General features: G+C 63.6%; 23 protein-coding genes. 9 read left to right on the top strand and 14 right to left on the bottom strand.

Annotated elements, in window-relative coordinates; genetic code table 11:
• Positions 1-53 precede the first annotated feature (53 nt).
• Entirely contained in the window at positions 54-533 is a 480-nt protein-coding gene (moaC, locus tag PAN31117_RS18350) for a cyclic pyranopterin monophosphate synthase MoaC (protein ID WP_150739463.1), read from the top strand.
• A gap of 65 nt (positions 534-598) precedes the next feature.
• On the opposite strand, the gene PAN31117_RS18355 is transcribed toward moaC, so the two are convergent.
• Positions 599-1,477 carry an EamA family transporter gene (locus tag PAN31117_RS18355; protein WP_150739464.1) on the bottom strand — a complete coding sequence of 293 codons (879 nt, stop codon included), beginning with the start codon at positions 1,475-1,477 and terminating at the stop codon, positions 599-601.
• Positions 1,478-1,592: 115 nt separating this feature from the next.
• Here PAN31117_RS18355 and PAN31117_RS18360 point away from each other — a divergent pair, with 115 nt between their 5' ends.
• On the top strand, positions 1,593-2,108 hold the full coding sequence (locus PAN31117_RS18360; RefSeq protein WP_150739524.1) for a MarR family winged helix-turn-helix transcriptional regulator: 516 nt from the start codon (positions 1,593-1,595) through the stop codon (positions 2,106-2,108).
• A gap of 108 nt (positions 2,109-2,216) precedes the next feature.
• On the opposite strand, the gene PAN31117_RS18365 is transcribed toward PAN31117_RS18360, so the two are convergent.
• On the bottom strand, positions 2,217-3,428 hold the full coding sequence (locus tag PAN31117_RS18365) for an MFS transporter (RefSeq protein WP_150739465.1): 1,212 nt from the start codon (positions 3,426-3,428) through the stop codon (positions 2,217-2,219).
• A 102-nt stretch (positions 3,429-3,530) separates the two neighbouring features.
• Here PAN31117_RS18365 and PAN31117_RS18370 point away from each other — a divergent pair, with 102 nt between their 5' ends.
• Complete coding sequence (locus PAN31117_RS18370; protein WP_150739466.1) at positions 3,531-4,463, top strand: LysR substrate-binding domain-containing protein; 933 nt, start codon at positions 3,531-3,533, stop codon at positions 4,461-4,463.
• A gap of 167 nt (positions 4,464-4,630) precedes the next feature.
• Here the strand turns inward: PAN31117_RS18370 and groL are convergent, their stop codons facing one another.
• The 12 genes from groL to PAN31117_RS18430 all read right to left on the bottom strand — a co-directional run bounded on the left by groL (position 4,631) and on the right by PAN31117_RS18430 (position 17,691).
• Entirely contained in the window at positions 4,631-6,277 is a 1,647-nt protein-coding gene (groL, locus tag PAN31117_RS18375; protein ID WP_150577223.1) for a chaperonin GroEL, read from the bottom strand.
• 49 nt (positions 6,278-6,326) lie between these two features.
• Positions 6,327-6,617, bottom strand: a complete 291-nt coding sequence (locus PAN31117_RS18380; RefSeq protein WP_039396568.1) for a co-chaperone GroES — start codon at positions 6,615-6,617, stop codon at positions 6,327-6,329.
• Positions 6,618-7,007: 390 nt separating this feature from the next.
• Entirely contained in the window at positions 7,008-7,391 is a 384-nt protein-coding gene (locus tag PAN31117_RS18385) for a carboxymuconolactone decarboxylase family protein (RefSeq protein ID WP_039396565.1), read from the bottom strand.
• Between the two features lie 61 nt (positions 7,392-7,452).
• Positions 7,453-8,475 carry a glycine betaine/L-proline ABC transporter substrate-binding protein ProX gene (gene proX / locus PAN31117_RS18390; protein WP_150739467.1) on the bottom strand — a complete coding sequence of 341 codons (1,023 nt, stop codon included), beginning with the start codon at positions 8,473-8,475 and terminating at the stop codon, positions 7,453-7,455.
• A 171-nt stretch (positions 8,476-8,646) separates the two neighbouring features.
• Positions 8,647-9,603: an ABC transporter permease gene (locus PAN31117_RS18395; protein WP_150739468.1), complete on the bottom strand. Its 957-nt coding sequence runs from the start codon at positions 9,601-9,603 to the stop codon at positions 8,647-8,649.
• A complete protein-coding gene (locus tag PAN31117_RS18400) occupies positions 9,596-10,642 on the bottom strand; it encodes a quaternary amine ABC transporter ATP-binding protein (RefSeq protein WP_150739469.1) in 1,047 nt (348 codons plus the stop codon). Before PAN31117_RS18400 ends, PAN31117_RS18395 begins: the two co-directional genes overlap by 8 nt.
• Positions 10,635-11,012 carry an NIPSNAP family protein gene (locus tag PAN31117_RS18405; RefSeq protein WP_150739470.1) on the bottom strand — a complete coding sequence of 126 codons (378 nt, stop codon included), beginning with the start codon at positions 11,010-11,012 and terminating at the stop codon, positions 10,635-10,637. Before PAN31117_RS18405 ends, PAN31117_RS18400 begins: the two co-directional genes overlap by 8 nt.
• Positions 11,009-11,911 carry an alpha/beta fold hydrolase gene (locus tag PAN31117_RS18410; RefSeq protein ID WP_150739471.1) on the bottom strand — a complete coding sequence of 301 codons (903 nt, stop codon included), beginning with the start codon at positions 11,909-11,911 and terminating at the stop codon, positions 11,009-11,011. The genes PAN31117_RS18405 and PAN31117_RS18410 overlap by 4 nt, the downstream gene beginning before the upstream one ends.
• Before the next feature lie 18 nt (positions 11,912-11,929).
• Complete coding sequence (locus tag PAN31117_RS18415) at positions 11,930-13,072, bottom strand: LLM class flavin-dependent oxidoreductase (RefSeq protein WP_246189160.1); 1,143 nt, start codon at positions 13,070-13,072, stop codon at positions 11,930-11,932.
• A gap of 36 nt (positions 13,073-13,108) precedes the next feature.
• Positions 13,109-14,620 (bottom strand): aldehyde dehydrogenase, encoded by a 1,512-nt coding sequence (locus tag PAN31117_RS18420; RefSeq protein ID WP_150739472.1) that lies wholly within the window; start codon positions 14,618-14,620, stop codon positions 13,109-13,111.
• A 15-nt stretch (positions 14,621-14,635) separates the two neighbouring features.
• On the bottom strand, positions 14,636-15,688 hold the full coding sequence (locus PAN31117_RS18425) for a flavin reductase (protein ID WP_150739473.1): 1,053 nt from the start codon (positions 15,686-15,688) through the stop codon (positions 14,636-14,638).
• Between the two features lie 119 nt (positions 15,689-15,807).
• A complete protein-coding gene (locus tag PAN31117_RS18430) occupies positions 15,808-17,691 on the bottom strand; it encodes a helix-turn-helix domain-containing protein (protein ID WP_150739474.1) in 1,884 nt (627 codons plus the stop codon).
• A gap of 221 nt (positions 17,692-17,912) precedes the next feature.
• On the opposite strand from PAN31117_RS18430, the gene PAN31117_RS18435 reads away from it, so the two are divergent.
• From PAN31117_RS18435 to PAN31117_RS18460, 6 genes are all read left to right on the top strand, one after another.
• Positions 17,913-18,506 (top strand): amino acid synthesis family protein, encoded by a 594-nt coding sequence (locus PAN31117_RS18435; RefSeq protein ID WP_150739475.1) that lies wholly within the window; start codon positions 17,913-17,915, stop codon positions 18,504-18,506.
• An 11-nt stretch (positions 18,507-18,517) separates the two neighbouring features.
• Positions 18,518-19,462 carry a 2-hydroxyacid dehydrogenase gene (locus tag PAN31117_RS18440; RefSeq protein ID WP_150739476.1) on the top strand — a complete coding sequence of 315 codons (945 nt, stop codon included), beginning with the start codon at positions 18,518-18,520 and terminating at the stop codon, positions 19,460-19,462.
• A 204-nt stretch (positions 19,463-19,666) separates the two neighbouring features.
• A complete protein-coding gene (locus PAN31117_RS18445; protein ID WP_150739477.1) occupies positions 19,667-20,146 on the top strand; it encodes an Lrp/AsnC family transcriptional regulator in 480 nt (159 codons plus the stop codon).
• A 155-nt stretch (positions 20,147-20,301) separates the two neighbouring features.
• Positions 20,302-21,777, top strand: a complete 1,476-nt coding sequence (locus tag PAN31117_RS18450; RefSeq protein ID WP_150739478.1) for an NAD-dependent succinate-semialdehyde dehydrogenase — start codon at positions 20,302-20,304, stop codon at positions 21,775-21,777.
• Positions 21,778-21,856: 79 nt separating this feature from the next.
• A complete protein-coding gene (locus PAN31117_RS18455; RefSeq protein ID WP_150739479.1) occupies positions 21,857-23,242 on the top strand; it encodes an aspartate aminotransferase family protein in 1,386 nt (461 codons plus the stop codon).
• A 252-nt stretch (positions 23,243-23,494) separates the two neighbouring features.
• Positions 23,495-24,874 (top strand): aspartate aminotransferase family protein, encoded by a 1,380-nt coding sequence (locus PAN31117_RS18460; RefSeq protein WP_150739480.1) that lies wholly within the window; start codon positions 23,495-23,497, stop codon positions 24,872-24,874.
• Positions 24,875-24,925 lie beyond the last annotated feature (51 nt).

Below are 24,925 nucleotides of genomic sequence, written 5' to 3' on the forward strand. Positions count from 1 at the left end.
CACGATCGCGCACGATTTCAGACTGATTTCCCGCACTTTCTCAGCATCGACTCATGGCAGAACTCACCCACTTCGACACCGCCGGACAGGCCCACATGGTTGACGTCGGCAGCAAGGACAGCACACACCGCATCGCCGTCGCGCGCGGCACCATCCGCATGCAGCCGGAAACGCTGGCGCTCATTCGCACCGGCACGGCCAAGAAAGGCGACGTGCTGGGCATCGCGCGCATCGCCGCGATTCAGGGTGCCAAGCGCACGGCCGATCTGATTCCGCTGTGCCATCCGCTGGCCCTCACGCGCGTGACGGTCGAGTTTCTCGTCGACGACGGCACGAACGCCGTGCACTGCCGCGCGCAGGTCGAGACCATCGGGCGCACCGGCGTCGAGATGGAAGCGCTCACCGCCGTGCAAGTCGGTCTGCTGACGATTTACGACATGTGCAAGGCCGTGGATCGCGGCATGACGATGACCGACGTTCGCGTGCTGGAAAAGCACGGCGGCAAGTCGGGTGATTGGGTGGCCGCCGAGTAATCACGGCATCGGCGACACCATCGCAAGCACATCGGACGGCGGCCCCGACAGGGCCCACGAAGCGATCACGTCCTCGACGCCGTCCACTGCACCGCCAGAATGCTCGCGAAGACCATCGCAAGTCCCACGAATGCCAGCCCCTTGATGGCCTGACCGAGCAGCACCCAGCCGAGTACAACGGCCGTCAGCGGACTGAGCAAACCCAGTGACGACACCGCCACCGGCGCAAGACGCGCGATGCCGCGAAACCACAACGCGTACGCCAGCAACGCCCCCGCCATCGACAAATAGACATATCCTGCGGTCTGCCACCATGTGAGCGATGGCAGCGGCGGGTCGGCCAGCAACGCGACCGGCGTCAGCATCAAGCCACCCAGCAACAGTTGCCAGCCGGTGAGCGCCAGCACCGGCATGCTCAGTCGCCAGCGACGCGTCAGATAAGTGCCTGCCGCCATGCATGCCGCGCCGGCAAGCGCCGCCGCGATGCCGACCGGCTCGAACACCGTGCCTGGCGAGAGCAGCAACACCCCCATCCCGACGACACCGGCAATCGCCGCCCACACCGTCGTCATCAGCGGCCGCCGCTGATCCACGCCCCATGCCAGCCCCATGACCAGCAACGGCTGGATCGCCCCGACGACCGCCGCCAGACCGCCCGGAAGTCGATAGGCCGCGACGAACAGCAGCGCCTGAAATGCGCCGATGTTCAGTGCGGAGAGCGTCAGCAGGCGCGCCCAGTCGCCGCGCGCTGGCCAGCGTCGCGCGTAGAGCAACAGCAGCAATCCCGAGGGCAGCACGCGAATCAGCGCCGCCGTGAACGGTCGGTCGGGGGGCAACACCTGCGTCGTCACAATGTAGGTCGATCCCCAGATCATCGGGGCGAGTGCGGTGAAGAGCACATCCAGCCACGCGGTGCTTGTCGTCTGCGCAGAAATTCGGGTCATCGCAATTTATCTTCAATTCAAGATAAATCGAAGTTTGGTATTCTTTTGTCTTGATGTCAAGACAAAAGGAGTCGGTAACATGGCGAAGCGGCCAATGGGGAATGCAGGGAATGAGATGAAGGGCAACACGTTGACGAGCGGCGACGCGGTCGACAGCATCCTCGCGCAGTGGCATCGCGAGCGTCCGGATCTCGACGTGTCGCCCATGGGTGTGATTGGCCGCCTCAAGCGGTGCGCAGCGCTCGTCCAGCAGCAGCTCGACGCCACGTTCGCCGAGTTCGATATGAGCGGGTGGGAGTTCGACATGCTGGCGACGCTGCGTCGCTCCGGTGCGCCTTACCGGCTCGCGCCGACGGCGCTCTTCTCCACGCTAATGGTGACGTCGGGCACCATGACACACCGGTTGCAGCGTCTCGAAGCGCGAGGCTGGATCGCTCGCGTGCCGAATCCGGACGACGCGCGCAGCACGCTCGTCCAGCTCACCGACGATGGCTTCGCCCTGATCGAACGTGCAGTCGAGGCGCACGTGGCCAACGAACACCGTATGCTCGCACCGCTCACCAAGGCGACGCTGATCAATGTCGAGTCCGGGCTGAGCGACTGGCTAAAGGCGCTGGAAGGCGTGAAATGAGGCGCTAAGTCGGGTTGTCTCGACCTCAAGAAAAAGGCTCGCGATGGCGAGCCTTTTGAACTTCAGTGTGCCTCAGCCATCCTGTGGCCTACTCGCACCTTCCGCGGATCAGGCCGCTGCGACCTTGCCCACGCTCTGGCGCTGCGGCCAGAAGTACCACACCGCACCGACTACTTGCAGCACGACCAGCACCGTCCACGCCGAGAAGTGTCCCTGCGGGCTATGTGCCGTGTACGCGCCGAGTACCGAGCCTACGCCGACCTGGCACAGGAAAATCAGCAGGAAGATGACGAGGGTGAGCGACGTATTGACGCGTCCGATCAGCGTGCCGTGGAAGTACTCTGCGAGCACGGCATAGGACAGAATGCCCGCACCGCCGAAGATGCCGTAAGCGGCCCACAGCCAGACCGGCGGAATCGGCGTGCGCAGCATCAGCAGCAACTGCACCACGACGAACAGCACCATGCCGACGCCGGAGAAGGCGAACACGCTCACCCCCCGACGCTCCAGCGAGCGGGCGGCCGCCCCGAACACCACGCTGCCGGCCATCATCGCCAACCCCACGACCGAGACGAGCCACGCCGCCTCCGCCGCCGACAACCCTTCAATGTCACGCATGAACGGCGCCATCCACAGCGACTGCATCGCGTAGAACACGCCCTGCGTGATGCCCGAGAGCGACGTCACCTTCCAGAACATCGCGCTACCGAGCACCTGACGCACGCCCCGCAATGCCTCCGACAAACCACCCTGCGCATGCGAACCGGGCTTCTCCGGCGCGCCGAACCACAGTGCGATGGATATGAACACCGTGAGCGCCGCCAGTCCGAACGACACCACGCGCCAGTCCGTCAGACCGAGCAGCCAGTTCAGCGGTGTGCCGACAACCACGCCACCCATGCCGCCCACAGCCATCACCAGACCATTGAGCAACGGCAGACGCGCCACCGGAAACCACTGCGCCAGCGCCTTGAATGCACTGCCCAGACACACCGACACGCCAACGCCAATGAGCAGACGCCCAATCATCAGCGCCCCAACGCCATGCGCCAGACCGAACAACGCCGCACCGGCCGCCGCGAGCAGCAGCACCAGCGAAGACACCCGGCGCGGCCCGAACTTGTCGAGCAGCACGCCCGCCGGTAATTGCGCACCGGCAAAACCGAGGAAATAAAGGCTCGTGAGCAGACCGAGATCGGCAGACGAGAGACCGAGGTCGCGCGTCATGAACGGTGCAAACCCGATGTTCACACCGCGGTACACGTACGAGACGAAGTATCCGCAGGCGAACAGCACGAATATTCGAAGTGCTTTCGACATGGAGTAAACCCTAATGAATTGCTTGGGTATCGATTGTCCGTGCAAGTGTGATGTGAAGCCAACGAAACCTTTGTGCTCGTATTGTGAGTAAAATTTGACATCATGTTCCAACACCTCCCTCCCCTCCAATCCCTGCGTGCGCTTGAAGCCGCCGTGCGTCACCGGAGCTTTACCCGTGCCGCCGAGGAATTGAATTTGACGCACAGTGCTGTCAGCCACCATATGCGCTCGCTGGAACAGCAATTGGGCACGGCGCTGTTCCGACGGGTCGGCGCGCGGATGATTCCGACGAGCGTCGGGGCGCGTCTGGCCGAGCGGGTACGCATCGGTATGACGGAACTGGACGAGGCGTTGAACGAAGCCAAAGCAGGCATAACGCCCGACGCCGCGCCGGCCATCGTCCGTCTGGAAATCAGCGTGATGACGGATCTGGCCGCGCAATGGCTGATTCCCCGGCTCGACCGCTTCAGCAAGCTTCACCCCGGCATCGATCTGGTCGTGCGCATTCACGCGGACATCCCCGCGCCGGATCCCTATTCCGTCGACCTCGGCATCTGGCATCAGCGCGTGGAAACGCCAGGGTTCGTCACCCGAAAATTGCTCGACGACGTCGTGATCGCCGTGTGCAGCCCGGAACTGATCGCCAGCGTGCCGGGCTTCACGGTGGCGGATACGCCCAAGCTGCCGATGCTGCGCTTCGCCTACCGATCATGGCGCGACTGGCAAGTGGCCGCCGGATTGCCGCCGCATGAGCCGACGCGCGGGCCGATCTTCGACGATTCGGGGCTGCTATTGCGCGCAGCGCTGGCGGGACATGGCGTGGCCACCGCGCGTAGCTTGCTGGTGCGCGACTCGCTGGCGTCAGGGGAGCTGGTGCAGATCGGCGACGTGCAGATTGCGCCGAGTCTGGAGTACCACGTGAGCTGGCGGGAGAATCATCCGCGCGAGCGGGCGATTCATGCCTTTTGGGACTGGATGCAGGACGAGATTGCGGCCACGGCGCCGTTGACGCCGTCGCCGATCAAGTCCGCGTGAATCAACACATTTGAAGCTCGTATAAAAAAACGGCAACGAATTCCGAGGAGTTCGTTGCCGTTTCAGGCGCGGGCTTTGGCGTCCGGATCGAGATCCTTGCGCAAAGCCCGACAGCCGGGCATTCGGGGCACCTTGCGGCACCCCGGTCATGCAGTCTCTTGCGAGACTTACATGCCCATGCCCATGCCGCCCATACCGCCCATGTCGCCCATACCGCCGGCCATCGGAGCATCTTCCTTCGGCAGTTCGGCAACGGCGCAGTCGGTCGTCAGGAGCAGGCCCGACACCGAAGCGGCGTTTTGCAGTGCGGTGCGGGTGACCTTGGTCGGGTCCACAACGCCCATTTCCACCAGATCGCCGTACTCACCCGACGATGCGTTGTAGCCGTAGTTGCCCTTGCCGGCAACGACGTTAGCCACGACGACGCTGGCTTCTTCGCCACCGTTGGTGACGATCTGACGCAGCGGCTCTTCCATCGCGCGCAGCACGATCTTGATACCGGCGTCCTGGTCGGCGTTGGCACCCTTGAGGTCCGACACGGCCACGCGAGCACGCAGCAGCGCAACACCACCGCCCGGGACGATGCCTTCTTCCACGGCAGCGCGGGTAGCGTGCAGCGCGTCTTCCACGCGTGCCTTCTTTTCCTTCATTTCGACTTCGGTCGCAGCACCGACCTTGATCACGGCAACACCGCCGGCCAGCTTGGCCACGCGCTCTTGCAGCTTTTCACGGTCGTAGTCGCTGGTGGCTTCTTCGATCTGGGCGCGGATCTGCTTGACGCGCGCTTCGATGTTCACAGCTTCACCGGCGCCATCGATGATGATGGTGTTTTCCTTGCCGATTTCGATGCGCTTGGCTTGACCCAGCTCAGCCAGCGTGGCCTTTTCCAGCGTCAGGCCAATTTCTTCGGCGATGACCTGGCCGCCCGTCAGGATGGCGATGTCTTCCAGCATGGCCTTGCGGCGGTCGCCGAAGCCCGGAGCCTTGACGGCGCAGGTCTTCAGGATGCCACGGATGTTGTTGACCACCAGCGTTGCCAGGGCTTCGCCCTCGACGTCTTCGGCGATGATCAGCAGCGGACGGCCAGCCTTGGCGACTTGCTCGAGTACCGGCAGCAGGTCACGGATGTTCGACACCTTCTTGTCGAACAGCAGGACGAACGGGTTCTCCAGGATCGCGACTTGCTTTTCCGGGGTGTTGATGAAGTACGGCGAGAGGTAGCCGCGGTCGAATTGCATACCTTCGACGACATCCAGCTCGTCTTGCAGCGACTTGCCGTCTTCGACGGTGATCACGCCTTCCTTGCCGACCTTGTCCATTGCCTTGGCAATGTAGTCACCGATCGAGGTGTCGCTGTTGGCCGAGATCGAGCCGACTTGAGCGATTTCCTTGTTCGTGGTGCAGGGCTTGCTGATCTTGCGCAGTTCTTCGATAGCAGCGGCGACAGCCTTGTCGATACCGCGCTTCAGGTCCATCGGGTTCATGCCCGAGGCAACGTACTTCATGCCTTCGCGAACGATCGACTGAGCCAGCACCGTTGCGGTGGTGGTACCGTCGCCGGCGTTGTCGCTGGTCTTGGAAGCCACTTCCTTGACCATTTGCGCGCCCATGTTCTGGAGCTTGTCCTTGAGTTCGATTTCCTTGGCGACCGACACACCGTCCTTGGTCACGGTCGGGCCGCCGAAGCTGCGCTCGAGCACGACGTTACGGCCCTTCGGGCCCAGGGTCACCTTGACGGCGTTGGCGAGGATGTTGACACCCTCAACCATCTTGGAACGAGCGGCATCGCCGAAAACGACTTCTTTAGCTGCCATTGCATTAACTCCTTGGATTCTTTACGTAGATGTCTGGGGGCAGACAGTCTTAGGCGGCCACGACGGCCATGATGTCTTCTTCGCGCATGACCAGCAGTTCCTGGCCATCGACCTTCACGCCTTGACCGGCATACTTGCCGAACAGAACGCGGTCGCCCACCTTCACGTCGAGTGCGATCAATTTGCCTTGATCATCGCGCTTGCCCGGGCCGACGGCCAGGATCTCGCCCTGGTCCGGCTTTTCGGCGGCGGCTTCCGGGATCACGATGCCCGAGGCCGTCTTCGTTTCGTTATCCAGGCGCTTGACAATTACGCGGTCATGCAAGGGACGAAGGTTCATTACAAGCTCCTCTTTCTCTCAGTGAGATCGTCAAAACCAAATATGCAAACATTTGCATATTTAGTGAATTCATGGCGTTAGCACTCTGCGCCAACGAGTGCTAATTATAGGGACGGGGTTTTACGATTTCAAGACGCGGGGTTTTCCCGGAGATGAGATTTATCCCTAACGGTCGAGATGTCGAGATTCGTTGAATGCTGAACTTTGTTCACTCAACTTTGAACTCGCCAGATCGACGGCCAAGACAAACCGTTTTGAATCAACAACATACATAAAAACCGCGGCCCTCATCCTCCTCGGGCGCACATGTTTGCTACTGACGATGCGGCGGGTGGGCGCCCGGCGACGACGACAGCAGACATCGTCACCGGTCCCTGAAGACCTCTCGGCTCAGGCTTCGGCGGCCAAGGTATCGAAGACCTCCCGCGCCACCCGGAAGCTATCGATCGCAGCAGGAACACCCGCGTAGATCGCCGCTTGCAGGAAGACCTCTGTGATTTCTTCCTTCGTCACGCCGTTGGTCAACGCGCCGCGCACGTGCAATTTCAGTTCGTGCGGACGGTTCATGACGGTGAGCATGCCAAGGTTGAGCAGACTGCGGGTACGCCGGTCCAGCCCAGGGCGATTCCATATCTCCCCCCAGCAGTACTCCGTAACCAGTTCCTGCATCGGACGATTGAACGCATCGGCCGAGGCAATCGACTTGTCCACGTACTCGCTGCCCAGCACCTCGCGGCGTGTCTTCAACCCTCTTTCAAACAATTCCGAACTCATCGAACGTTCTCCTCATGTCCTGCCTGCTGACGCAAGGCCGCGTGAGCGGCCATGCCATCGCTCAATGCGCCTTGAGCGCGGTCGCCACCCATTGATCCATCTGCGCCTTGTTGGCAGCAATCCACTCGTCGGACAGTTTCGTGATCAGCGCAGGCGAACCGCCCTCCTTGCTGATGATGGCTTCCCACTGCGACCACGTCTTGCCTGGGAAACGAATTTGCTCGACCAGCGTCTTCACGGCCGGATTCGCCGCGACGAACTGCTTGTTCGCCACCGAACCCCAGTTCCACGACGCCATCGCCATGCGGCACGGATTCGCGCCGCCCGCACACCCTTCCACGTTGTTCACGAGCGCGGAGCCCTTGTTCGGGACGTTCGGCGGCAGCGCGTCTGCCGGCGTCGGCAGCCACACGACATCCACACCGGGCACGAGCGCGTTCGTCACCCACGACGGGCTCCACGCATAGAAGAACGCCGGCTTGCCCTGTTTGACCTTCGTCACCGCCTCGACCATCAGCGCTTCATACTTGCCGCGCACCGCCTTGACCGTCTGCTTCAGGCCGAACTTGTCGATCTGATAATCGACGACATCGCCACAGCTCCATCCCGGGTCGCAACTGATCAACTCGGCCTTTCCGTCCCTGCCGAAGAGTCCGGCGATCTTCGGGTCCTTCATCTGCTCAAGACTGGTGATGTGATATTGCAGCGCCGTCTTCTTGTCGATGAGATAGCCGTTGATGCCATCGCCCGAAATCAGGCCGGAGCCAACCACCATGGCCTGCGCCGCCACGGCGCGAAAGCCCGGCTCGCGCTGCGGGAAGTTCACGTCGGTCGCAATATCGATATCGCCCTGCGCTACCGCCTGGAAGAACAGTGTGGTGTTCATCGTGCTGAGCTTGACGTCGTAGCCCAGCGCCTTGAATGCCTTCGAGACGATCTGGGCGACGACGTAATTCCCGCCGAAACTATCGCTCTGCGCGTAGCGAATCGTCTTTCCCGTGCCCGGAAGCGTCTGCGCGTGCAACGCACCCGCCACGACGAGCGAAAGCGTGAACGAAGCGAAAGCCTTAACCAATCCTTTCATTGCTGCTCTCCAAGACTTGTTCGATCCATCGGATCGTCGAGTTATCGGCCCGCCTGACGTGCGCATGCGGGCACGGGTGCCGGTCCCTGACGTCAACACCCCGTCGTCAGGGCCAGCCTTCCATTTGTTGCAAAACCGGTTTTCAGTGGTTCAAAGGGTCAGTGCTCGTGCTCAGAGGGCTTCGCGCGCGTCTGCCTGCGTCGTCGGCCCCACACCGGCCCCGCCTTGCCGCCTCGGCTCCCCGCGAAACAAGCGCCAGATGACGGCACGGAATGTCTGCTGGTCGCGTGGTCGGGTTCTCGCGAGCTTCTGCGTGAAGCGATCGAGCATCATGGCGAGGAGCACGATGGCGATGCCGCCGACAGCCGCCCGTCCCACATCGAGACGCCCCAGTCCCTGCAGCACCACCAGCCCGAGGCCTTCCGCGCCGATCATCGCCACCACGACCGACATCACCATCGCGGTCAGCACCGTCTGGTTCAGACCGCCGAGAATGGTCGGAATCGCCAGGGGAAATTGCACTTCCCACAGCAACTGACGCTTGTCCGCACCGAATGCGAGCCCCGCTTCCACGATCTCATGCTCGACCATGCGAATCCCCAGATGCGTGAACCGGATAAGCGGCGGCATCGCAGCGGTCACCACTGCGACCTCACCCGGCACATTGCCCACGCCGAAGAGCATCACCACCGGCACGAGATATACGAACGTGGGTGTCGTCTGCATGATGTCGAGCACCGGCCGCACCACCAACCAAACCCGTTCACTACGCGCGCTCCAGATGCCGATCGGAATGCCGATGAGCGCACAGAAAAAGATCGCCGTCATGATGAGCGAGAGGGTCGTCATCGCCTCGTTCCAGACACCGAGCACGGCGATTGCCACGAACACCACCGCGCTGAACGCCGCCACGCTCAGGCTGGCCAATCGCCAGCAAATCAGAAAGGCGATCACGACCAGCACCGGAAACGGTGCGGCGTGGATCACACTGTCATTGAAGGTCAGCAACCGCTCGACAGGCCATTTGATCAGCAGGAACAGCGGACGCATGTGCATCGCCATCCACTGCACCCCTTCCTGAATCCATTGGTCGATAGGAAATACCGCGAGTTGATCGGCATTAAGCATGGTGTTCTCCTGCGCCCGCAGCGGTGCCGATCCGGGCAAGTAGCTGATTCACATCCAGAACGCCGATCAACTTGCCATCGTCGTCGGTAACGCCTACCGGCTCATCAAACCGCACGCGTGCAGCGACGTCCACCAGACGCATGTCCGATGGCACGCAAACGATTCGCTGATTGGGGTCGCGCGCGGCATCGAGCGGCTTCATGACCGAGCGGGCGTCGAACAGCCGCGCACGGTCGACGTCGCGCGTGAATGCCGCCACGTAGTCGCTCCCTGGCTCCAGCACGATCTGCTGTGGCGTGCCTTCGCGCACGAGACGGCCATCGGCCATGATCGCGATGCGCGTGCCGAGCTTGAGCGCTTCCTGAAAGTCGTGGGTGATAAAAAGAATGGTCTTGTTGAGCGTGTGTTGGAGTCGCAGCAACTCGTCCTGCATCTCGGTGCGGATCAGCGGATCGAGCGCGCTGAATGCCTCGTCCATGATCAGCACGTCGGCTTCGGTCGCGAGCGCGCGGGCGAGGCCCACCCGCTGACGCATGCCACCGCTCAGTTCGTGCGGCATGTGATATGCCCAACGCGCCAGCCCCACCACGCTCAGCACTTCCTCGGCCCGGCGGCGACGCTCGGCCGCCGGCATGCCGCGCAGCTTGAGGCCAAACTCGACGTTTTCGATCACACGACGATTCGGCAGCAGCGCGAAGTGCTGGAACACCATCGAGATGCGATTGCGGCGCACCTCGCGCAGTCCGCGTTCGTCGAGTGCGCAGATGTCTTCACCGTCGAGCAGAATCCGGCCATCGGACGGCTCGTTAAGCCGGTTGATGCAGCGCGCAAGCGTCGATTTTCCCGAGCCCGACAGCCCCATGACCATGTAGATGGCGCCGGACGGCACGGTCAGCGACACGTCGTCCAGGCCCACGACCTGGCCCAGCGCTTCGAGCACGTCGGACTTGCGTTTGCCATCGCGCAACATGGCCAGCGCACGCGCCGGCTTGTCGGCGAAGACCTTGTACAGGTTTTCGATTCTCAGTCGGTCAGTCACGGCTTCTCTCCCATGATTCCTTTACGTCAGTTGCCTGGGGTGCCTGCGGCGTGAACGCCGTGAGCGGGGAAAAATCGGTCGGTATCAGAATGCGGTTCTCTGCGTGTTCGATCAATTCGGACAGACGCGGAATGAACGCCTGCCAACGTTTGTCCTGCGCGAGCGACGCGCGGCGGCGTGCCCGCTCGTCCAGACTGGGATACGCCCAGAGATGCGTCACCTGACTTAACGGCCCGATATCGGTCGTGAAGTAGCCGACGAGATGCCCCAGAATTGGCTGCTGGATGGCCAATCCCTCAGTACGCACGAGATTCAGGTACTGACTCATGCAGCCGTTCCGGATGCGGTAAATACGCTCTTCGACAATCATGCTCCGCTCCCTGCTCCTTCGCTCACGCCCACGTTCTCGCTGTCAGCGGCAAGAAAGTCCCGCATCAGATCCGCCACTTGCCCCGAAGCCTCGATCAGGATCGAGTGCCGCATGCCCGGAAGGATGGCCAACTGCGAGCCGACGATGCACTCATGCATGAATTGGGCCATACGCGGGTTCGAGCCCTGATCGTCTTCGCCTGTGACGATGAGCGTCGGCATGCGAATCTGATCGATGAACCCGCCGAAATCCGTCTCCGCCAGTACGCGATACGCCGACGCGTAGCAATCCGGGTCGTTCTGGGCGTTGCGCTCTCGCAAGTAGGCGATCCGCGCCGGGTGCTTCGCTTGAAAATCCTCGGTCAGCCAGCGTGAGAGCGATGCGTCGTAATGTGCGCCGCGCTCCCCGCTTTGCAGTGCGGCAAGACGTGCCAGCACGCGCTCACGCTCCTCGCGGGTGCGCCCCGACACCGTCGCGAGCAACACCAGACGGCGCAGCCGTGACGGATGCGACAGCGCAAGCCGCTGGGCAATCAACCCGCCCAGCGAAAAGCCCGCCAGATCGAACGTGGTGAAACCCACGTGATCGGCCAGCGCCAGCGCGTCCGTCACGAAGTCGTCGATTTCGTAGCGCCCTTTCACCCGCGACGACCGACCGTGGCCGCGCAGGTCGAAGGTCAGGATGCGAAAATCGTCGGCCAGTGCGGCAGCCACGTCGTCCCACGCTTCCTGATACGAGCCCACGCCGTGAATGCAGACGAGCGCACGAGAGCCACGCCCGAGCAGACGGTAGGCAAGTGTGACGTCGCCGACTTGCAAGGTCTGCTCACGCGGGGCGTCGGAAGCTTCAGACGCTTCGGAACGCTCAGGACGTTCAAGACACTCGGGAGGTTGAGTCATAGCGTGCGCGCCCATGCGTCAGCGGCCTGCCGATGCCAACGCTGCCGGACGCTCGGCGGTGTGCGAATGCGCTGCCTGCGAGGCCTGTGCCTCGTGAGCCTCTTTGACGCGGTGAGCTTCGCGCGCCGCAAAGTGCGGCATCACCTCATCGATGAACAGGCGCAGCGTCTTCACTTGCAACTCGAACGGCAGGTTGAACGACAGGCCGAGACAGAACTGGTCGACGCCCTGCGCCTCGTAGACTTCGAGCTTGCGCACGATCTCGTCGGGCGTGCCGAACATCAGGTTTTCGCGGATCGACGCAGGATCGTAGTTGGCACGTCCGACAACGGCCTCATACGGCACCGCCTCCGGGAATCCGTTGGTCACCGAGCCGATGTTCTGCATCAGGTTCTCGAACGTGCGGCCGAAGTCCACGCTGTGACGCACCGCGACTTCCCAGTCCTGCGGACGGTCGTACACGCATGTGCGGCGCAGCATCATGAAGCGCGGACGTGGACGCTCCGGATGATCGGCCACCGCCTTGCGGAATTTCTCGCCGAGCACGGCCACCTCCGACACGGGCGCCGCGAGGGGTGTCGACAGAATGTTCGCGCCCACCCCCACGGCCCAGTCGAAGCTGCCCGGGTCACGTGTCGCGACCCAGATCGGCGGATGCGGCTGTTGCAGCGGCTTCGGCACCGACGTCGCGAGCGGGAATTTCCAGTAGTGCCCCTCGTGCGCGTAATCGCCCTCCCACAGCTTCTTCACTGCGGGTACCAGCTCCTTCATATACGCCACGCCCTCTTGCTGCGGAATGCCGCCGGCCATGCGATCGAACTCGTATTGATAAGCCCCACGGGCGATACCGAATTCAAGGCGCCCGCCGGTCAGGTGATCGCACATCGCCGCTTCGCCCGCGAGGCGGATCGGCGACCAGTACGGTGCAACGATGGTGGCCGTACCCAGACGAATCTGCTCGGTATGCTGCGACAGCCACGTCAGCGTGATGAACGGATTCGGCGAGATGGTGCATTCGATGGTGTGGTGCTCGGCGGTCCACAGCGTCTCGAAGCCGCCTTCGTCGGCGATGCGCGCGAGGTGCAGCATGTTGCGCACGGCGTCGCTCATCGTGTCTTGCGGCGAAAAGCGCTCCATGCTGAGCGAAACGGAGAATTTCATGAGGTGTGTCTCCAGTGAGTGTGGCGTGTAGTGAGATCAGCGCAGACGGATCACGAACGGGTCTTGCATCGCCCCGGAGTAATCGATCACGACGTTCTTCAGGCGCGAGAACTCGCGCATCACTTCGAAGCCGCCACGACGTCCATAGCCGCTGTGTTTGGTGCCGCCGTTGGCCGACATATAGGCGGCCGAGCGATAGGTGTTGATCCAGACGGTGCCTGCTTCCACGTCGCGCGCGAAGCGCAGTGCACGGTCGATGTCGCGGGTCCAGATCCCCGCCGCCAGGCCGTATTCCGTGGCGTTGGCGAGCGCGATCAGTTCGGCCTCGTCCGAGAACGGCATCACACCAACGACCGGGCCGAAGATCTCTTCCTGCATGAAGCGCATTTCGTTGCGCGCCTGCGTCATGACGGTTGGCTCGTAGTACCAGCCGCCTGCGAGGTCATCACGTGCCGGACGCTGACCGCCCGCCGCCACGCGCGCGCCTTCGTGCACGCCGGAGGCGACATATGTCTCGACCTTGTCGAGTTGCGACGCCAACGCCAGCGGGCCGATGTCCGTGTCTTCATGCGTCGGATGCCCCACGCGCACACGGCGCGTGCGCTCGACCAGCGCCTCGACGAAGCGGTCGTACACCGACGCCTCGACGAAGCAGCGCGAGCCGGCCACGCACGTCTGGCCCGCCGCTGCGAACACGCCGGACACCACGCCGTTGACGGCGCGCTCGATATCCACGTCCCCGAACACCACGTGCGGCGACTTGCCGCCCAGCTCCATCTGGCACGGCACGAGGTTTTGTGCGGCATTGCCCGCGATCTTGCGGCCCGTCACCGTGCTGCCTGTGAAGACGTATTTGGCGATGCCCGGGTGACGCGTCAGCGCATCGCCTGTGGTCACACCATCGCCCGTTACGACATTCACCACGCCCGGCGGAATCCCGGCTTCGATCACCAGTTCCGCGAGCGCGAGCGTGGACGCCGTCGCGTGTTCGGACGGCTTGACCACGATGGTGTTGCCGATCGCCAGACAAGGGGCGAGCGTGCCGGTCAGCATCATCAGCGGCGAGTTCCACGGGATGATCATGCCCACCACGCCGATCGGCTCACGCGTATTGAAATTCAACGTGTCGAGCTTGTTGACGGGAATGGTGTCGCCTTGCAGCTTGTCGGCCATGCCCGCGAAATACAGATACGAGTCGGGAATTGCGCGCATCTGTGCACGCATTTCCTTGAGCAGCTTGCCGTTATCGCGGCATTCGATGGCGGCGAGCGCATCGGCGTTAGCCAGCACCAGTTCGCCGAGCTTGCGCACCAGCTTGCCGCGCTCGGTCTGCGTCATGCGACGCCACGCGGGATTGACGAGCGCGGCCTGCGCGGAGCGCACGGCGCGGTCCACATCGACGGCGTCGGCCTGCGCGAACTCGTACCATTGACGGCCAGTCGTCGGGTCATAGCTCGGCACGTACTCGGCGCTATGCGGCGCGGTGAACTGCCCGTCAATAAACAACTGCTGGCGAGAGCCCTCCAGCGTTTGAATCGTCGTATGCATCGATTGACTCCAGGGTCAGACTTGGGAGAGTTGGGTCCACGGCTGCGCGTCGCTCACCATCGCGATGCGCCCGCCGTCGTGTGAATCCATGTAGATGCCGAAGTGGCCGCCTGCGGTCTCGCGCACATACCGGCGAACCATCGAGCGAATCTCGCGCGAAGCGATGTCGTCGAAGGGCAACTGGTCGAACGGGAAGAAACGGAACTGCGGCGGCAACTCGGCCTGCGAGAGCGGCTGCGCGAGACGTGCCCGGTACATCAGGTAACCGGGATCGCTCTCGGCGGTGTCGAACACCGAGTAGAGGAAGGTGTCGTGCGGCACCAGCGCCAGTTCGCCCCCACCGGCCAGCGGCAGACGCCCGTTGGTCAGGCGGCGGGGTGCGCTGGGCAGCACCCAGCCGCCCTTGCCATCCTGCGCTAGGAGCAGGCTGCCGTCGGCATCGATCAGATAGCCAACGATCATGTCGTGTGACGAAAGCCAGCCCGGCGGCAGCGGGTCCTTCACGTGGGCATAGCGACCACGGCAGAAGCCGAGCGGTGCGGCCGGGCTCGTGCCGAACGCCTGAATCCGGCCGATCAGGATCGCGTGATCGCCCGCGTCGACACGGTCATGCACGGTGCAGTCGAACCACGTCAGGCAGTCGGTGAGCACGGGGGCGCCGGTGTGAACCACATCGTGCCCCACGGCGGCAAACTTTTCCGCCGACTTCGATGCGAACAGGTTCGACACGTCGGTCTGCCCGTCATGCAGCAGATTGACCGCGAAGTGCTCAGTGCCCTGAAACACCGGATAACTCGCCGCCCCTTTGCCGACACACACCAACAACAACGGCGGATCGAGCGAGACGGACGTGAAGGAATTCGCCGTCATTCCACGCGGGCGACCCTCGTCGTCGCGCGTCGTGACGACGGTGACGCCGGTCACGAACGTGCCAAGTGCGCGGCGCAGCGCGACCGGATCAATCGCGGAAATCGCGCTCGCGGATTGTGCGGATTGAGCACCCGGGTTGGCCGGAGCGATAGCACCACCGGCGTCTGCCGTCTGGCGCTGTTTGGCGACAGCTTGCATGTCGTTCACCTCGAAACGTCATTACGTTGAGGTCAACGATATGCGAGGACTTTTTTGTCAGCTTCCGTCGATTCGCAGGAGAAGTGAAATCATTTACTCTCGATTGCGCGGCAGGGTTTTCATGGATGCCGTGGCACGCGAGCGCCAGCGCGTGGGGCAGACGCCGATTCCTTCGATGCCATGGACGCCATCGGTGACACCCCCCGCGTGAGCGTATGCAAGTGAATCGCAAGCTCTACCGCAAATCGCCGCTCGGGTGTTTCGACGTCGATGCCGAAGAGTTCCTGAATGCGTGTGAGCCGATAACGCAGAGTCGTCACGTGCAGCCCCATGGCGTCGGCGCAAGACTGACTGCGGCAGCCGGAGCGCAGATAGGCGGCCAGCGTCTCCAGATAAGGGGATCCGGACTGCTTGTCGTGCTCCACCAGCTTGCCGATGGTGCCATCGACGAAGCCGTGAACGTCGGACGAATCCGCCGCGCCCATGAGCATGGGCAACGGTCCCAGCCCCGGCATATCGAGCGGCCCGCTGCGGCCAAACTTGCGCGCCACGCGAATCATGCGCCAGCAGCGCTCCCACTCGCGCGCCAACGGCTCAAGCCCGTCGCACACGTCGCTCATCACCACGATGGGCTCACGCCCCAGCGAGCGCGCCAATGCCTCGCTCACGCGTCGGGCGAAACGCGTGAGCGCCACATCGTCCAACGCGCTGTCCTGCGGCACCAGACACACCAGCCCGCCCCCGACCGTCACGACATGCAAGGACACATTCAACTGACGCGCCAGCAACTCCACCGTGCTATGACTTTCCAGCGACAAATGACCTGCTGCCCGTCCCACCTCGGCTTGCCCGAGTTGATCGGGATAGTCGACGACCATCATGCGCAGCGGCGCATCCAGCGCCACGCCGAGACGGCGTGCGCGACCCAGCGCATCGTCCTCGTCGCGCCAGCGGCGTTCGACGATTTCGAAGAACAATTCGGTCAGCGTGCGCGTCTCGAAGCGGAACCGCACGACGCTGCGCATCAATTGGACGCTCAATGCAAAGCGCGCGCTTTCCAAAAGCAATTGCTGAAGGTCGCCCGGGGCTTCGTCGCCGAAGGTGAGCAGTGCGCCGACGAGATCGTCGTCGACGCTCAGGGGCTCGATGGCCGCACTGACGGTGGATTGGCCTGACTGCCGCCCGAGCGGCACGTCGAGACGCGACTGTCGGTAGCGCTGAAGTGCATCGCGCACGGTGCCGCCGAGTTCTCGCCCCTGCGCGCCGGCAAGCCATCGTGCCCAGGCGGCATCGTCCATTTGCGACGGTACCGGCGAGGCCGAGGCGTGCCACTGATTCGCAAGGAAATCGATCACGAGTACGGGCCGACCGAGCAACTCGCCCAGCGACGACGTTAACTGCTCCAGCGAGCCGCCGGCGAGCACGTCGCCAAGGAGCGTGCGTTGCGCTTCGAGCGTGCGTTGCAGCCGCTCGTGCGCCATCACCTGCGCGCGCTGACGGTGCGCCCGTTCGACGGCGATCGCCCCCAGATGCACGACCGTCGACATGAACGTCAGATCGTCGTCGCCGACGTCGCGCACCTTGCGCGACGCAACGGTCAGCACCATCGGGTGCCCTTCCGTATCGCGCGACGCCATGGGCAGCACGAGCACCGTGCGATAGCCGCGCTCGTGCGCCTCACGCCGATAGCCGGGGAATTGCGTACTCTCGAGCGCGTCGCGAATGTAGACCGGCTCGTTCGTCTGCAACGCGATGAGCGACGGACTGGTCGCAAGCTCCCAGCGGTCCTCGACGTGCTGCGGCAGCATGCTCGTCTCGTAGCGCGTAATCACGAGTCCGTAGCCATGCGCGAGATCGATGCTCATGACCGAGCCGAGATCCCAACCGCCTTGCTGCACCGCGCAACGCACGAGATCGCGAAACAGTGCCTCGATGTCTTCGTCGTTGCTGATCTGACTGGCGACATGGCGCAACGCCATGAGCCGCTGGTGTTGTTCCGGCATTGTCTGTCTCCTTGCCTGCGGAAAATCTACACCAAAGCGTCGGAAGAAAAAAAAGATCTTCCGACGATCCGGGGGAAGACCCGCCCCCCGCCGCGCAATAGCATGGGTCTCATCGGCGAGCCTCCGATGTTTGCCGCACGCGCCCCAGTCCGTCAGCGCACTTCCCCGACACCGCCACGCCGCACTCGCGGCGGGTTTTTGCACCGCAACAGGAGACACCCGTGAAACAAGAGCTGCGCAAGATCGCCACCTTTGTCGAGACGACCTACCGTGAAGGCGGCAAGGCGGCCGCCGACCCCGTCACGACCGTCGTCGTCGCCGCCGTGATTCGCAATCCGTGGGCGGGTCTTGGCTTCGTGGAGAACCTGCGTCCCGAGATCCTTCGTCTGGCGCCCGAGCTTGGCGCACTCATGACGCAACATCTCGTCGACGTGATGCCCGGCGATCGTGTTCAGGCCTACGGCAAGGCCGCCGTCGTCGGCACCAACGGCGAGATCGAACACGCCTCCGCCATCATCCACACGCTGCGCTTCGGCAATCTGTTTCGCAGCGCGGTGAGCGGCACGGCATTCCTGCCCTTCACCAACACGCGCGTCGGCCCCGGCGCGCTGGTGTCGGTGCCGATGATCCACAAGTCGGAAACCGGCAAACGCTCGCACTTCATCACCGCCACGTTCCAGATGACGGACGCACCGGCCGCAGACGAAATTCTGCTGGCCATCGGGGCGGCAGACGGCGGTCGTGTACACCCGCGCATCGCCGACCGCTTCCAGGACATGGAAGAGATGGCGAACGACGCAGCCGCCACCGCCTGAGCGAGCGCACGATGCCGCTCGTCATTGCCTTCCTTAGCCGGATGTCCGCCGACTATCAGCGTCCCTATCTCGACGCCTTGCGTGCGGCACTGCCGGGCGACATCGTCGCGCCGCTCGCCGAGCTTTCGACCGTCCAGCGCGAACAGGTGTCGGTTGCCATCGTCGCGAATCCGGACCCGGTCGACGTCGCCGATCTCCCCCGCCTTCTGTGGATCCAGAGTCTCTGGGCCGGTGTCGAATCGCTCGTCAGCACGCTACCGGTGGGCAGCCCGCCGATCATGCGGTTAATCGATCCGGAAATGTCTCGCACGATGGCCGAGGCCGTGCTTGCCTGGACCTACTACCTGCAACGCGACATGCCGCGTTACGCGAAGCAGCAGGCACGGCGCGAATGGCGGCAGCAAGCGTATCGCAAGCCCTCGCAAACGGGCGTCGGCTTACTCGGGCTCGGTGAACTCGGTCAGGCGGCTGCCGCAAGGCTGCGCGATGCCGGGTTTACCGTTCGCGGCTGGAGCCGCTCGCCCAAGGCGCTCGACGGCATCGAAACCCTTGCCGGGGACGACGGACTCGAAGCGATGCTCGCCGCGAGCGACATCGTCGTGAGCCTGATCCCGTTGACGGCCCAGACGCGTGGCATGCTCGACGTGCGGCGTCTGAATCTGATGAAGCCGGGTGCCGCGCTCATCAACTTCTCGCGGGGTCCTGTCGTTGTGACCGACGCCCTCATCGCTGCGCTCGACCGGGGGCATCTCTCGCATGCCGTGCTCGACGTTTTCGACGCGGAGCCGCTGCCGGTGACGTCGACGCTATGGGACCACCCATCGGTCACCGTGTTGCCGCACATCTCCGCTCCGACCGATCACGAAACGGCGGCGGCCGTCATTGCCGCCAATCTCCGGAATTTCCGCGCGACGGGTCGCATTCCCGGCAACGTCGATCTGGCGCGGGGGTACTGAGCGTGCACCGCAATTACGAAGCGCACGCACAGGCACCGCCCCGGTCGAGTACCGCGCGGCGCGCGATGGTATGCTGATCGGCCGACATTTCCCGGGGCGCGTCGGCATGGGCGACATGCTCTGTGTTTTCGTCCACGTGCAGGTCTGACGCGCCGCAGGACCCGAAGGTTTGCCTGACCATCCGTTCCCTCCAGCGCTGCGCCTATGGTGAAACTCGACCGCTTCGATATCGCAATTCTTCAGGTGCTGGCCCGTGAGGGTCGCATTACCAAGTCACGTCTGGCCGAACGGATTCACTTGTCGGTATCGCCCACGTGGGAGCGCGTGCAACGACTCGAAGCAGCAGGCGTCATTCGAGGCTATCGCGCCGATGTCGACTGGAGCGGCGTAGTGCAGGTGAGCCGCATCATCGTGGAAATCACGCTCGCGCGACACACCGCGCACGACATGAATCGCTTCGAAGCCCACCTTCGCGGAGCCCCCGAAGTCGTGCAATGTCATGCCACGGGCGGCGGCGTCGACTATATCGTGCACGTGCTCGCGCGCGACATCGACCACTACCAGCGCTTCATCGACGATCTGCTGATGGCCGACTTCGGCATCGAGCGCTACTTCACGTACATCGTCACGAAAGTCGTCAAGGACGACGGCAACGCCGTTCCCGGCTGGGTCGACCCGGACTGATCCGCTTGCGCCACCGGATGCGCGAAAATTTTTCTACGTGATGCCGTCAACTCAGAAAAAAACCGCAATCCGTACCCACCGATCAGAAAAAACATCGGCCTCGCGCCCCCGACAATCTCTGCATGACGAACGAATGCCATGCCAGGAGATTGCCGATGCTGCTCGACCACCCGGTGCTGTTCAAATCGCTGTGCTACATCGACGGCCGTTGGACGCATAGCGAGGACGCCGCGTCCATTGCCGTTGTCGATCCTGCCGATCAAACCACGCTCGGCCACGTGCCGATGCTCACGCGCGATCAGATTCGCGTTGCCGTCGACGCAGCCCAGCGAGCCTTCACCACGTGGCGCTGGACGCCCGCCGCAAAACGCTGCGCCACCCTGCTCCGCTGGCATGCTCTGATCGAACAACATGCCGACGACCTTGCCACCCTGCTCGCGCGCGAGCAGGGCAAGCCATTGCGCGAGGCGCGCGGGGAAATCGCTTATGGCGCGTCCTTCATCGCGTGGTACGCCCACGAGGCCTGCCGCCTCGATGGCCGCACCATCACCTCGCATGTCGACGGCGCCCAACTGGGCACCCTGCGCGAACCGGTCGGGGTCGCCGCACTCATCACGCCCTGGAACTTCCCCTTCGCGATGATTACGCGCAAGGCGGCGGCAGCATTGGCTGCCGGTTGCGCCGTCGTCGTGAAGCCCGCACATGAAACGCCATTCAGCGCGCTGGCGCTCGCGCAATTGGCCGATGAAGCCGGGCTGCCGCCGGGCCTGTTCAATGTGGTGCTGGGCGAGCCCGACATGGCCATGCGAACCCTCGTGGGCGACGCTCGCGTGCGCGCCGTGAGCTTTACCGGCTCGACGCGCGTCGGTCAGTTGGTTGCACAGGCTGCCGCTGCCAGCGGCGTGAAGAAGCTCGCGCTCGAACTCGGCGGTAATGCCCCGTTCATCGTGCTCGACGACGTAGATCTCGACGAGGCCGTGCGTATCGCCGTCGCCGCAAAGTTTCAGACGTCCGGACAGGATTGCTGCGCCGCCAACCGCATCTTCGTTGCTCGCGCGCGTTACGGTGCGTTCGTGGATCGCTACACGCAGGCCGTAGCAAAACTGCGCGTCGGCCCCGCCTTCGCGGAAAACGTCGACGTGGGTCCGCTCATTCATCAGGCGGCATTGGACGCGACCGCCCAGCGTGTGCAAGACGCTCGGCGCAAGGGCGCGCAGATCACCGTTGGCGGCGAACCCCATGTGCTGGGTGGCTGGTTCTACAGCCCCACCGTGGTGGCCGATGCCGCCCCCGGGATGCGCATTTACGACGAAGAGAACTTCGGCCCGATTTCGGCCGTATGCGCGTTCGACTCACTCGACGATGTCGTCGCGAAGGCCAACGACACCGAGTACGGCCTCGCTGCCTATGTGTGCGGGCGTCGCGTCGACGAAATCTTCACGCTGATCCGGCGGCTCGACTTCGCCATGGTCAGCGTGAACGGCGTGAAATTCACCGGCGCACCGGTTCCGTTCGGCGGAATGAAGGCGTCCGGGCTCGGGCGCGAGGGCGGCGTCGACGGCTTCGAGCCGTTCACCGAGACCAAGTACTTCTGCCTCGGCAATCTCGGCATCCCCGTGCACTACGCCTGACGCCAAGTTCACCGTCCTCGACGCATTCACGCCCCATCCACCTCATTGCTTCACTTCATCGACATCAAGGAGACGTCCCATGGCCGCTTCGACCGACCAATTGTTCGCGCAGGATCGCGCGCATTTCATGCACCCGTCCACCCACGCGGCCGACCATGCGAGCGGCACGCTGCCGGGCAAGATCATCCGCACCGCACAAGGCATGCACATTGAAGATCACGAGGGCCGCCGCTATCTCGACGCCTTCGCTGGCCTTTACTGCGTGAACATCGGCTATGGTCGCACCGAAGTGGCCGACGCCATCCACAAGCAGGCCACCTCGCTCGCCTACTATCACACGTACGTCGGGCATTCGACGGACGCCATCATCGAGCTGTCCAAACGCATCATCGACTGGTCGCCCGCGGGCATGAAGAAAGTGTATTACGGGCTCTCCGGGTCAGACGCCAACGAGACGCAGATCAAGATCGTCTGGTACTACAACAACGTGCTGGCTCGACCGCAAAAGAAGAAGATCATCTCGCGCGAGCGCGGTTATCACGGCTCCGGCATCGTGACTGGCAGCCTGACGGGTCTGCCGAGTTTCCATCAGCATTTCGATCTGCCGGTCGAGCGCGTGCATCACACCGTGTGCCCTCATTGGTACCGCAAGGCGCATCAGGGAATGAGCGAGCAGGCATTCGTTGCGCATTGCGTCGAGGAACTCGAAAAGCTCATCGCCCGCGAAGGAGCCGACACGATTGCGGCCTTCATCGGCGAGCCGGTGATGGGCACCGGCGGCATCATCACGCCGCCTGCCGGATATTGGGACGCCATCCAGGCCGTGCTGCGTCGTCACGACATTCTGCTCATTGCCGACGAAGTGGTTTGCGGCTTCGGCCGTCTCGGCTCGCCGATGGGCTCGCAACACTACGGCATGACGCCCGATCTCATCACGATTGCCAAGGGTCTGACCAGCGCCTACGCCCCACTCTCGGGCGTGATCGTCGGTGAACGTGTCTGGGACGTGATCGAGCGCGGCGCCCGCGAACACGGCCCGATGGGACACGGCTGGACCTACTCGGGTCATCCGATCTGCGCTGCCGCCGCACTCGCCAATCTCGATATTCTGGCGCGCGAGAACCTGACGCAGAACGCCGCCGACGTCGGCCGATACTTCGGTGAGAAGCTGCACGCCGCGTTCGACGCACATCCACTCGTCGGGGAAGTACGCAACGTCGGCATGCTCGCCGCCGTCGAATTCATGGCCGATGGTGCAGCGCGTCAGCCGTTCGATCCCGCCATGAAGATCGGCGCACGTATCTCGGCCGCCGCGCTCGCACGCGGCATGATCGCGCGCGCCATGCCGCACGGCGACATCCTGGGCTTCGCGCCGCCGCTGATCGCCACGCGGGCGGACGTCGACGAGATGGTGAGCATCGCGCGCGCTGCGGTCGACGATGTGGCAGAGCAGGTGCTGCGCTGAGCGCAATCGGCGAGTCGTGCGGATGATTGCCGCGATGGATCATGGATGACGTGCTGCGCGGGCAACCGGAACGCTCCGGCGCACGGCGCACGTCGCAATACCGTGCACATCGCAGGACATATCGCGCGCCCTCTCCATCGGTTCGTAGGATGACCTCCCTTTTCGACAAAGCTTTAATGGGATGACACAGTGGCCTGTTCTGGGGGGACTCAGGGGCCACTTCTCCACTCCCATCCTCCCGAGGTACCGTGCATGTCCATCGAATCGCTGATTGAGGCCGATCGCCAGTTCCTGATCCATCCTGTAGCCGACTACCGGGCGCATGAGGCGCGAGGGGCGACGGTGCTCACCAGCGGCAACGGGGCCTGGCTGCACGATGCCAACGGACACGCGCTGCTCGACGGGTTTGCCGGGCTGTGGTGCGTGAATACCGGCTACGGGCAGGCGTCTATCGTCAAGGCCGCCACCGAGCAGTTGAACCGGCTGCCTTATGCCACGGGCTATTTCGGCTTCGCTTCGGCACCCGCCATCAAGCTGGCGCAGAAGCTCGTGGAACTCGCGCCGCCGTCGCTGCAGCACGTGTATTTCACGCTTGGCGGGTCGGACGCCGTCGACGCCGCCGTGCGCTTCATCACCCATTACTACAACGCCATCGGCAAACCGTCGAAGAAGCATTTCATCGCGCTGGAGCGTGGATATCACGGCTCGTCGTCGACCGGCGCAGGACTCACCGCCCTGCCTGCGTTTCACCGCAACTTCGATCTGCCGTTGCCGACACAGCATCACATCGCATCGCCCTATCCCTATCGCAGCGCCACGCCCAACGATCCGCAGGCCATCATCGCCGCGTCGGTCGCCGCGCTCGAAGCCAAGGTCGGCGAGTTGGGGGCCGAGCATGTCGCTGCGTTTTTCTGCGAACCGGTGCAAGGCTCCGGAGGCGTGATCGTGCCGCCCAGGGGCTGGCTGCGTGCCATGCGAGACGCCTGCAAGAAGCTCGACATTCTGTTCGTCGCCGACGAAGTCATCACCGGATTCGGTCGCACCGGGCCGATGTTCGCCTGCGAAGCGGAAGACGTCTCGCCCGATCTCATGACGCTGGCCAAGGGGCTGACGGCCGGTTATGCACCGATGGGCGCCGTGCTGATGTCCGACGCCATCTATCAGGCCATGGCCGATGCCGCGCGCGGCACGCCCGTCGGTCATGGACAGACGTACTCGGCGCATCCGGTCAGTGCGGCCATCGGTCTGGCTTGCCTGAAGCTCTATGACGAAGGCGGCTTGCTCGCGAACGGTCAGGCGCAGGCAAAGGCATTCGCCGACGGTCTGGATGCCTTTCTCGAGCACCCGCTGGTCGGCGACTCCCGTCATCGCGGTCTGCTCGGTGCGCTCGAACTCGTGGCCGACAAGTCGACACGCCAGCGCTTTGACGCGTCGCTGAACCTCCCCGAGCGGATCGGCGCTGCCGCGTATCGGAACGGCGTGATTTTCCGCGCGTTCGGCGACAACATTCTCGGCTTTGCTCCCGCCCTTTGCTATACGGCGGACGACGTCGCCGAACTCTTCGCTCGCGTGCGCACGACGCTCGACGAAGTACTCGACGCCGCCGATGTGCGCGCCGCGTTGCGCGGTTGATGTCCGCTGATGGATCTGCTGATGCGCCACGGCTACACCCGATAACTTCTG

This window comes from Pandoraea anapnoica, from assembly GCF_902459765.1.
In the GTDB taxonomy this organism is placed as follows: Bacteria; Pseudomonadota; Gammaproteobacteria; order Burkholderiales; family Burkholderiaceae; genus Pandoraea; species Pandoraea anapnoica.

What these genes read in the sequence shown, in the direction of transcription:
- moaC (WP_150739463.1), top strand. Translation starts at nt 54, where the DNA reads ATGGCAGAACTCACCCACTTCGACACCGCCGGACAGGCCCACATGGTT.
- PAN31117_RS18355 (WP_150739464.1), bottom strand. Translation starts at nt 1,477, where the DNA reads ATGACCCGAATTTCTGCGCAGACGACAAGCACCGCGTGGCTGGATGTG.
- PAN31117_RS18360 (WP_150739524.1), top strand. Translation starts at nt 1,593, where the DNA reads ATGAAGGGCAACACGTTGACGAGCGGCGACGCGGTCGACAGCATCCTC.
- PAN31117_RS18365 (WP_150739465.1), bottom strand. Translation starts at nt 3,428, where the DNA reads ATGTCGAAAGCACTTCGAATATTCGTGCTGTTCGCCTGCGGATACTTC.
- PAN31117_RS18370 (WP_150739466.1), top strand. Translation starts at nt 3,531, where the DNA reads ATGTTCCAACACCTCCCTCCCCTCCAATCCCTGCGTGCGCTTGAAGCC.
- groL (WP_150577223.1), bottom strand. Translation starts at nt 6,277, where the DNA reads ATGGCAGCTAAAGAAGTCGTTTTCGGCGATGCCGCTCGTTCCAAGATG.
- PAN31117_RS18380 (WP_039396568.1), bottom strand. Translation starts at nt 6,617, where the DNA reads ATGAACCTTCGTCCCTTGCATGACCGCGTAATTGTCAAGCGCCTGGAT.
- PAN31117_RS18385 (WP_039396565.1), bottom strand. Translation starts at nt 7,391, where the DNA reads ATGAGTTCGGAATTGTTTGAAAGAGGGTTGAAGACACGCCGCGAGGTG.
- proX (WP_150739467.1), bottom strand. Translation starts at nt 8,475, where the DNA reads ATGAAAGGATTGGTTAAGGCTTTCGCTTCGTTCACGCTTTCGCTCGTC.
- PAN31117_RS18395 (WP_150739468.1), bottom strand. Translation starts at nt 9,603, where the DNA reads ATGCTTAATGCCGATCAACTCGCGGTATTTCCTATCGACCAATGGATT.
- PAN31117_RS18405 (WP_150739470.1), bottom strand. Translation starts at nt 11,012, where the DNA reads ATGATTGTCGAAGAGCGTATTTACCGCATCCGGAACGGCTGCATGAGT.
- PAN31117_RS18410 (WP_150739471.1), bottom strand. Translation starts at nt 11,911, where the DNA reads ATGACTCAACCTCCCGAGTGTCTTGAACGTCCTGAGCGTTCCGAAGCG.
- PAN31117_RS18415 (WP_246189160.1), bottom strand. Translation starts at nt 13,072, where the DNA reads ATGAAATTCTCCGTTTCGCTCAGCATGGAGCGCTTTTCGCCGCAAGAC.
- PAN31117_RS18420 (WP_150739472.1), bottom strand. Translation starts at nt 14,620, where the DNA reads ATGCATACGACGATTCAAACGCTGGAGGGCTCTCGCCAGCAGTTGTTT.
- PAN31117_RS18425 (WP_150739473.1), bottom strand. Translation starts at nt 15,688, where the DNA reads ATGCAAGCTGTCGCCAAACAGCGCCAGACGGCAGACGCCGGTGGTGCT.
- PAN31117_RS18430 (WP_150739474.1), bottom strand. Translation starts at nt 17,691, where the DNA reads ATGCCGGAACAACACCAGCGGCTCATGGCGTTGCGCCATGTCGCCAGT.
- PAN31117_RS18440 (WP_150739476.1), top strand. Translation starts at nt 18,518, where the DNA reads ATGCCGCTCGTCATTGCCTTCCTTAGCCGGATGTCCGCCGACTATCAG.
- PAN31117_RS18445 (WP_150739477.1), top strand. Translation starts at nt 19,667, where the DNA reads ATGGTGAAACTCGACCGCTTCGATATCGCAATTCTTCAGGTGCTGGCC.
- PAN31117_RS18450 (WP_150739478.1), top strand. Translation starts at nt 20,302, where the DNA reads ATGCTGCTCGACCACCCGGTGCTGTTCAAATCGCTGTGCTACATCGAC.
- PAN31117_RS18455 (WP_150739479.1), top strand. Translation starts at nt 21,857, where the DNA reads ATGGCCGCTTCGACCGACCAATTGTTCGCGCAGGATCGCGCGCATTTC.
- PAN31117_RS18460 (WP_150739480.1), top strand. Translation starts at nt 23,495, where the DNA reads ATGTCCATCGAATCGCTGATTGAGGCCGATCGCCAGTTCCTGATCCAT.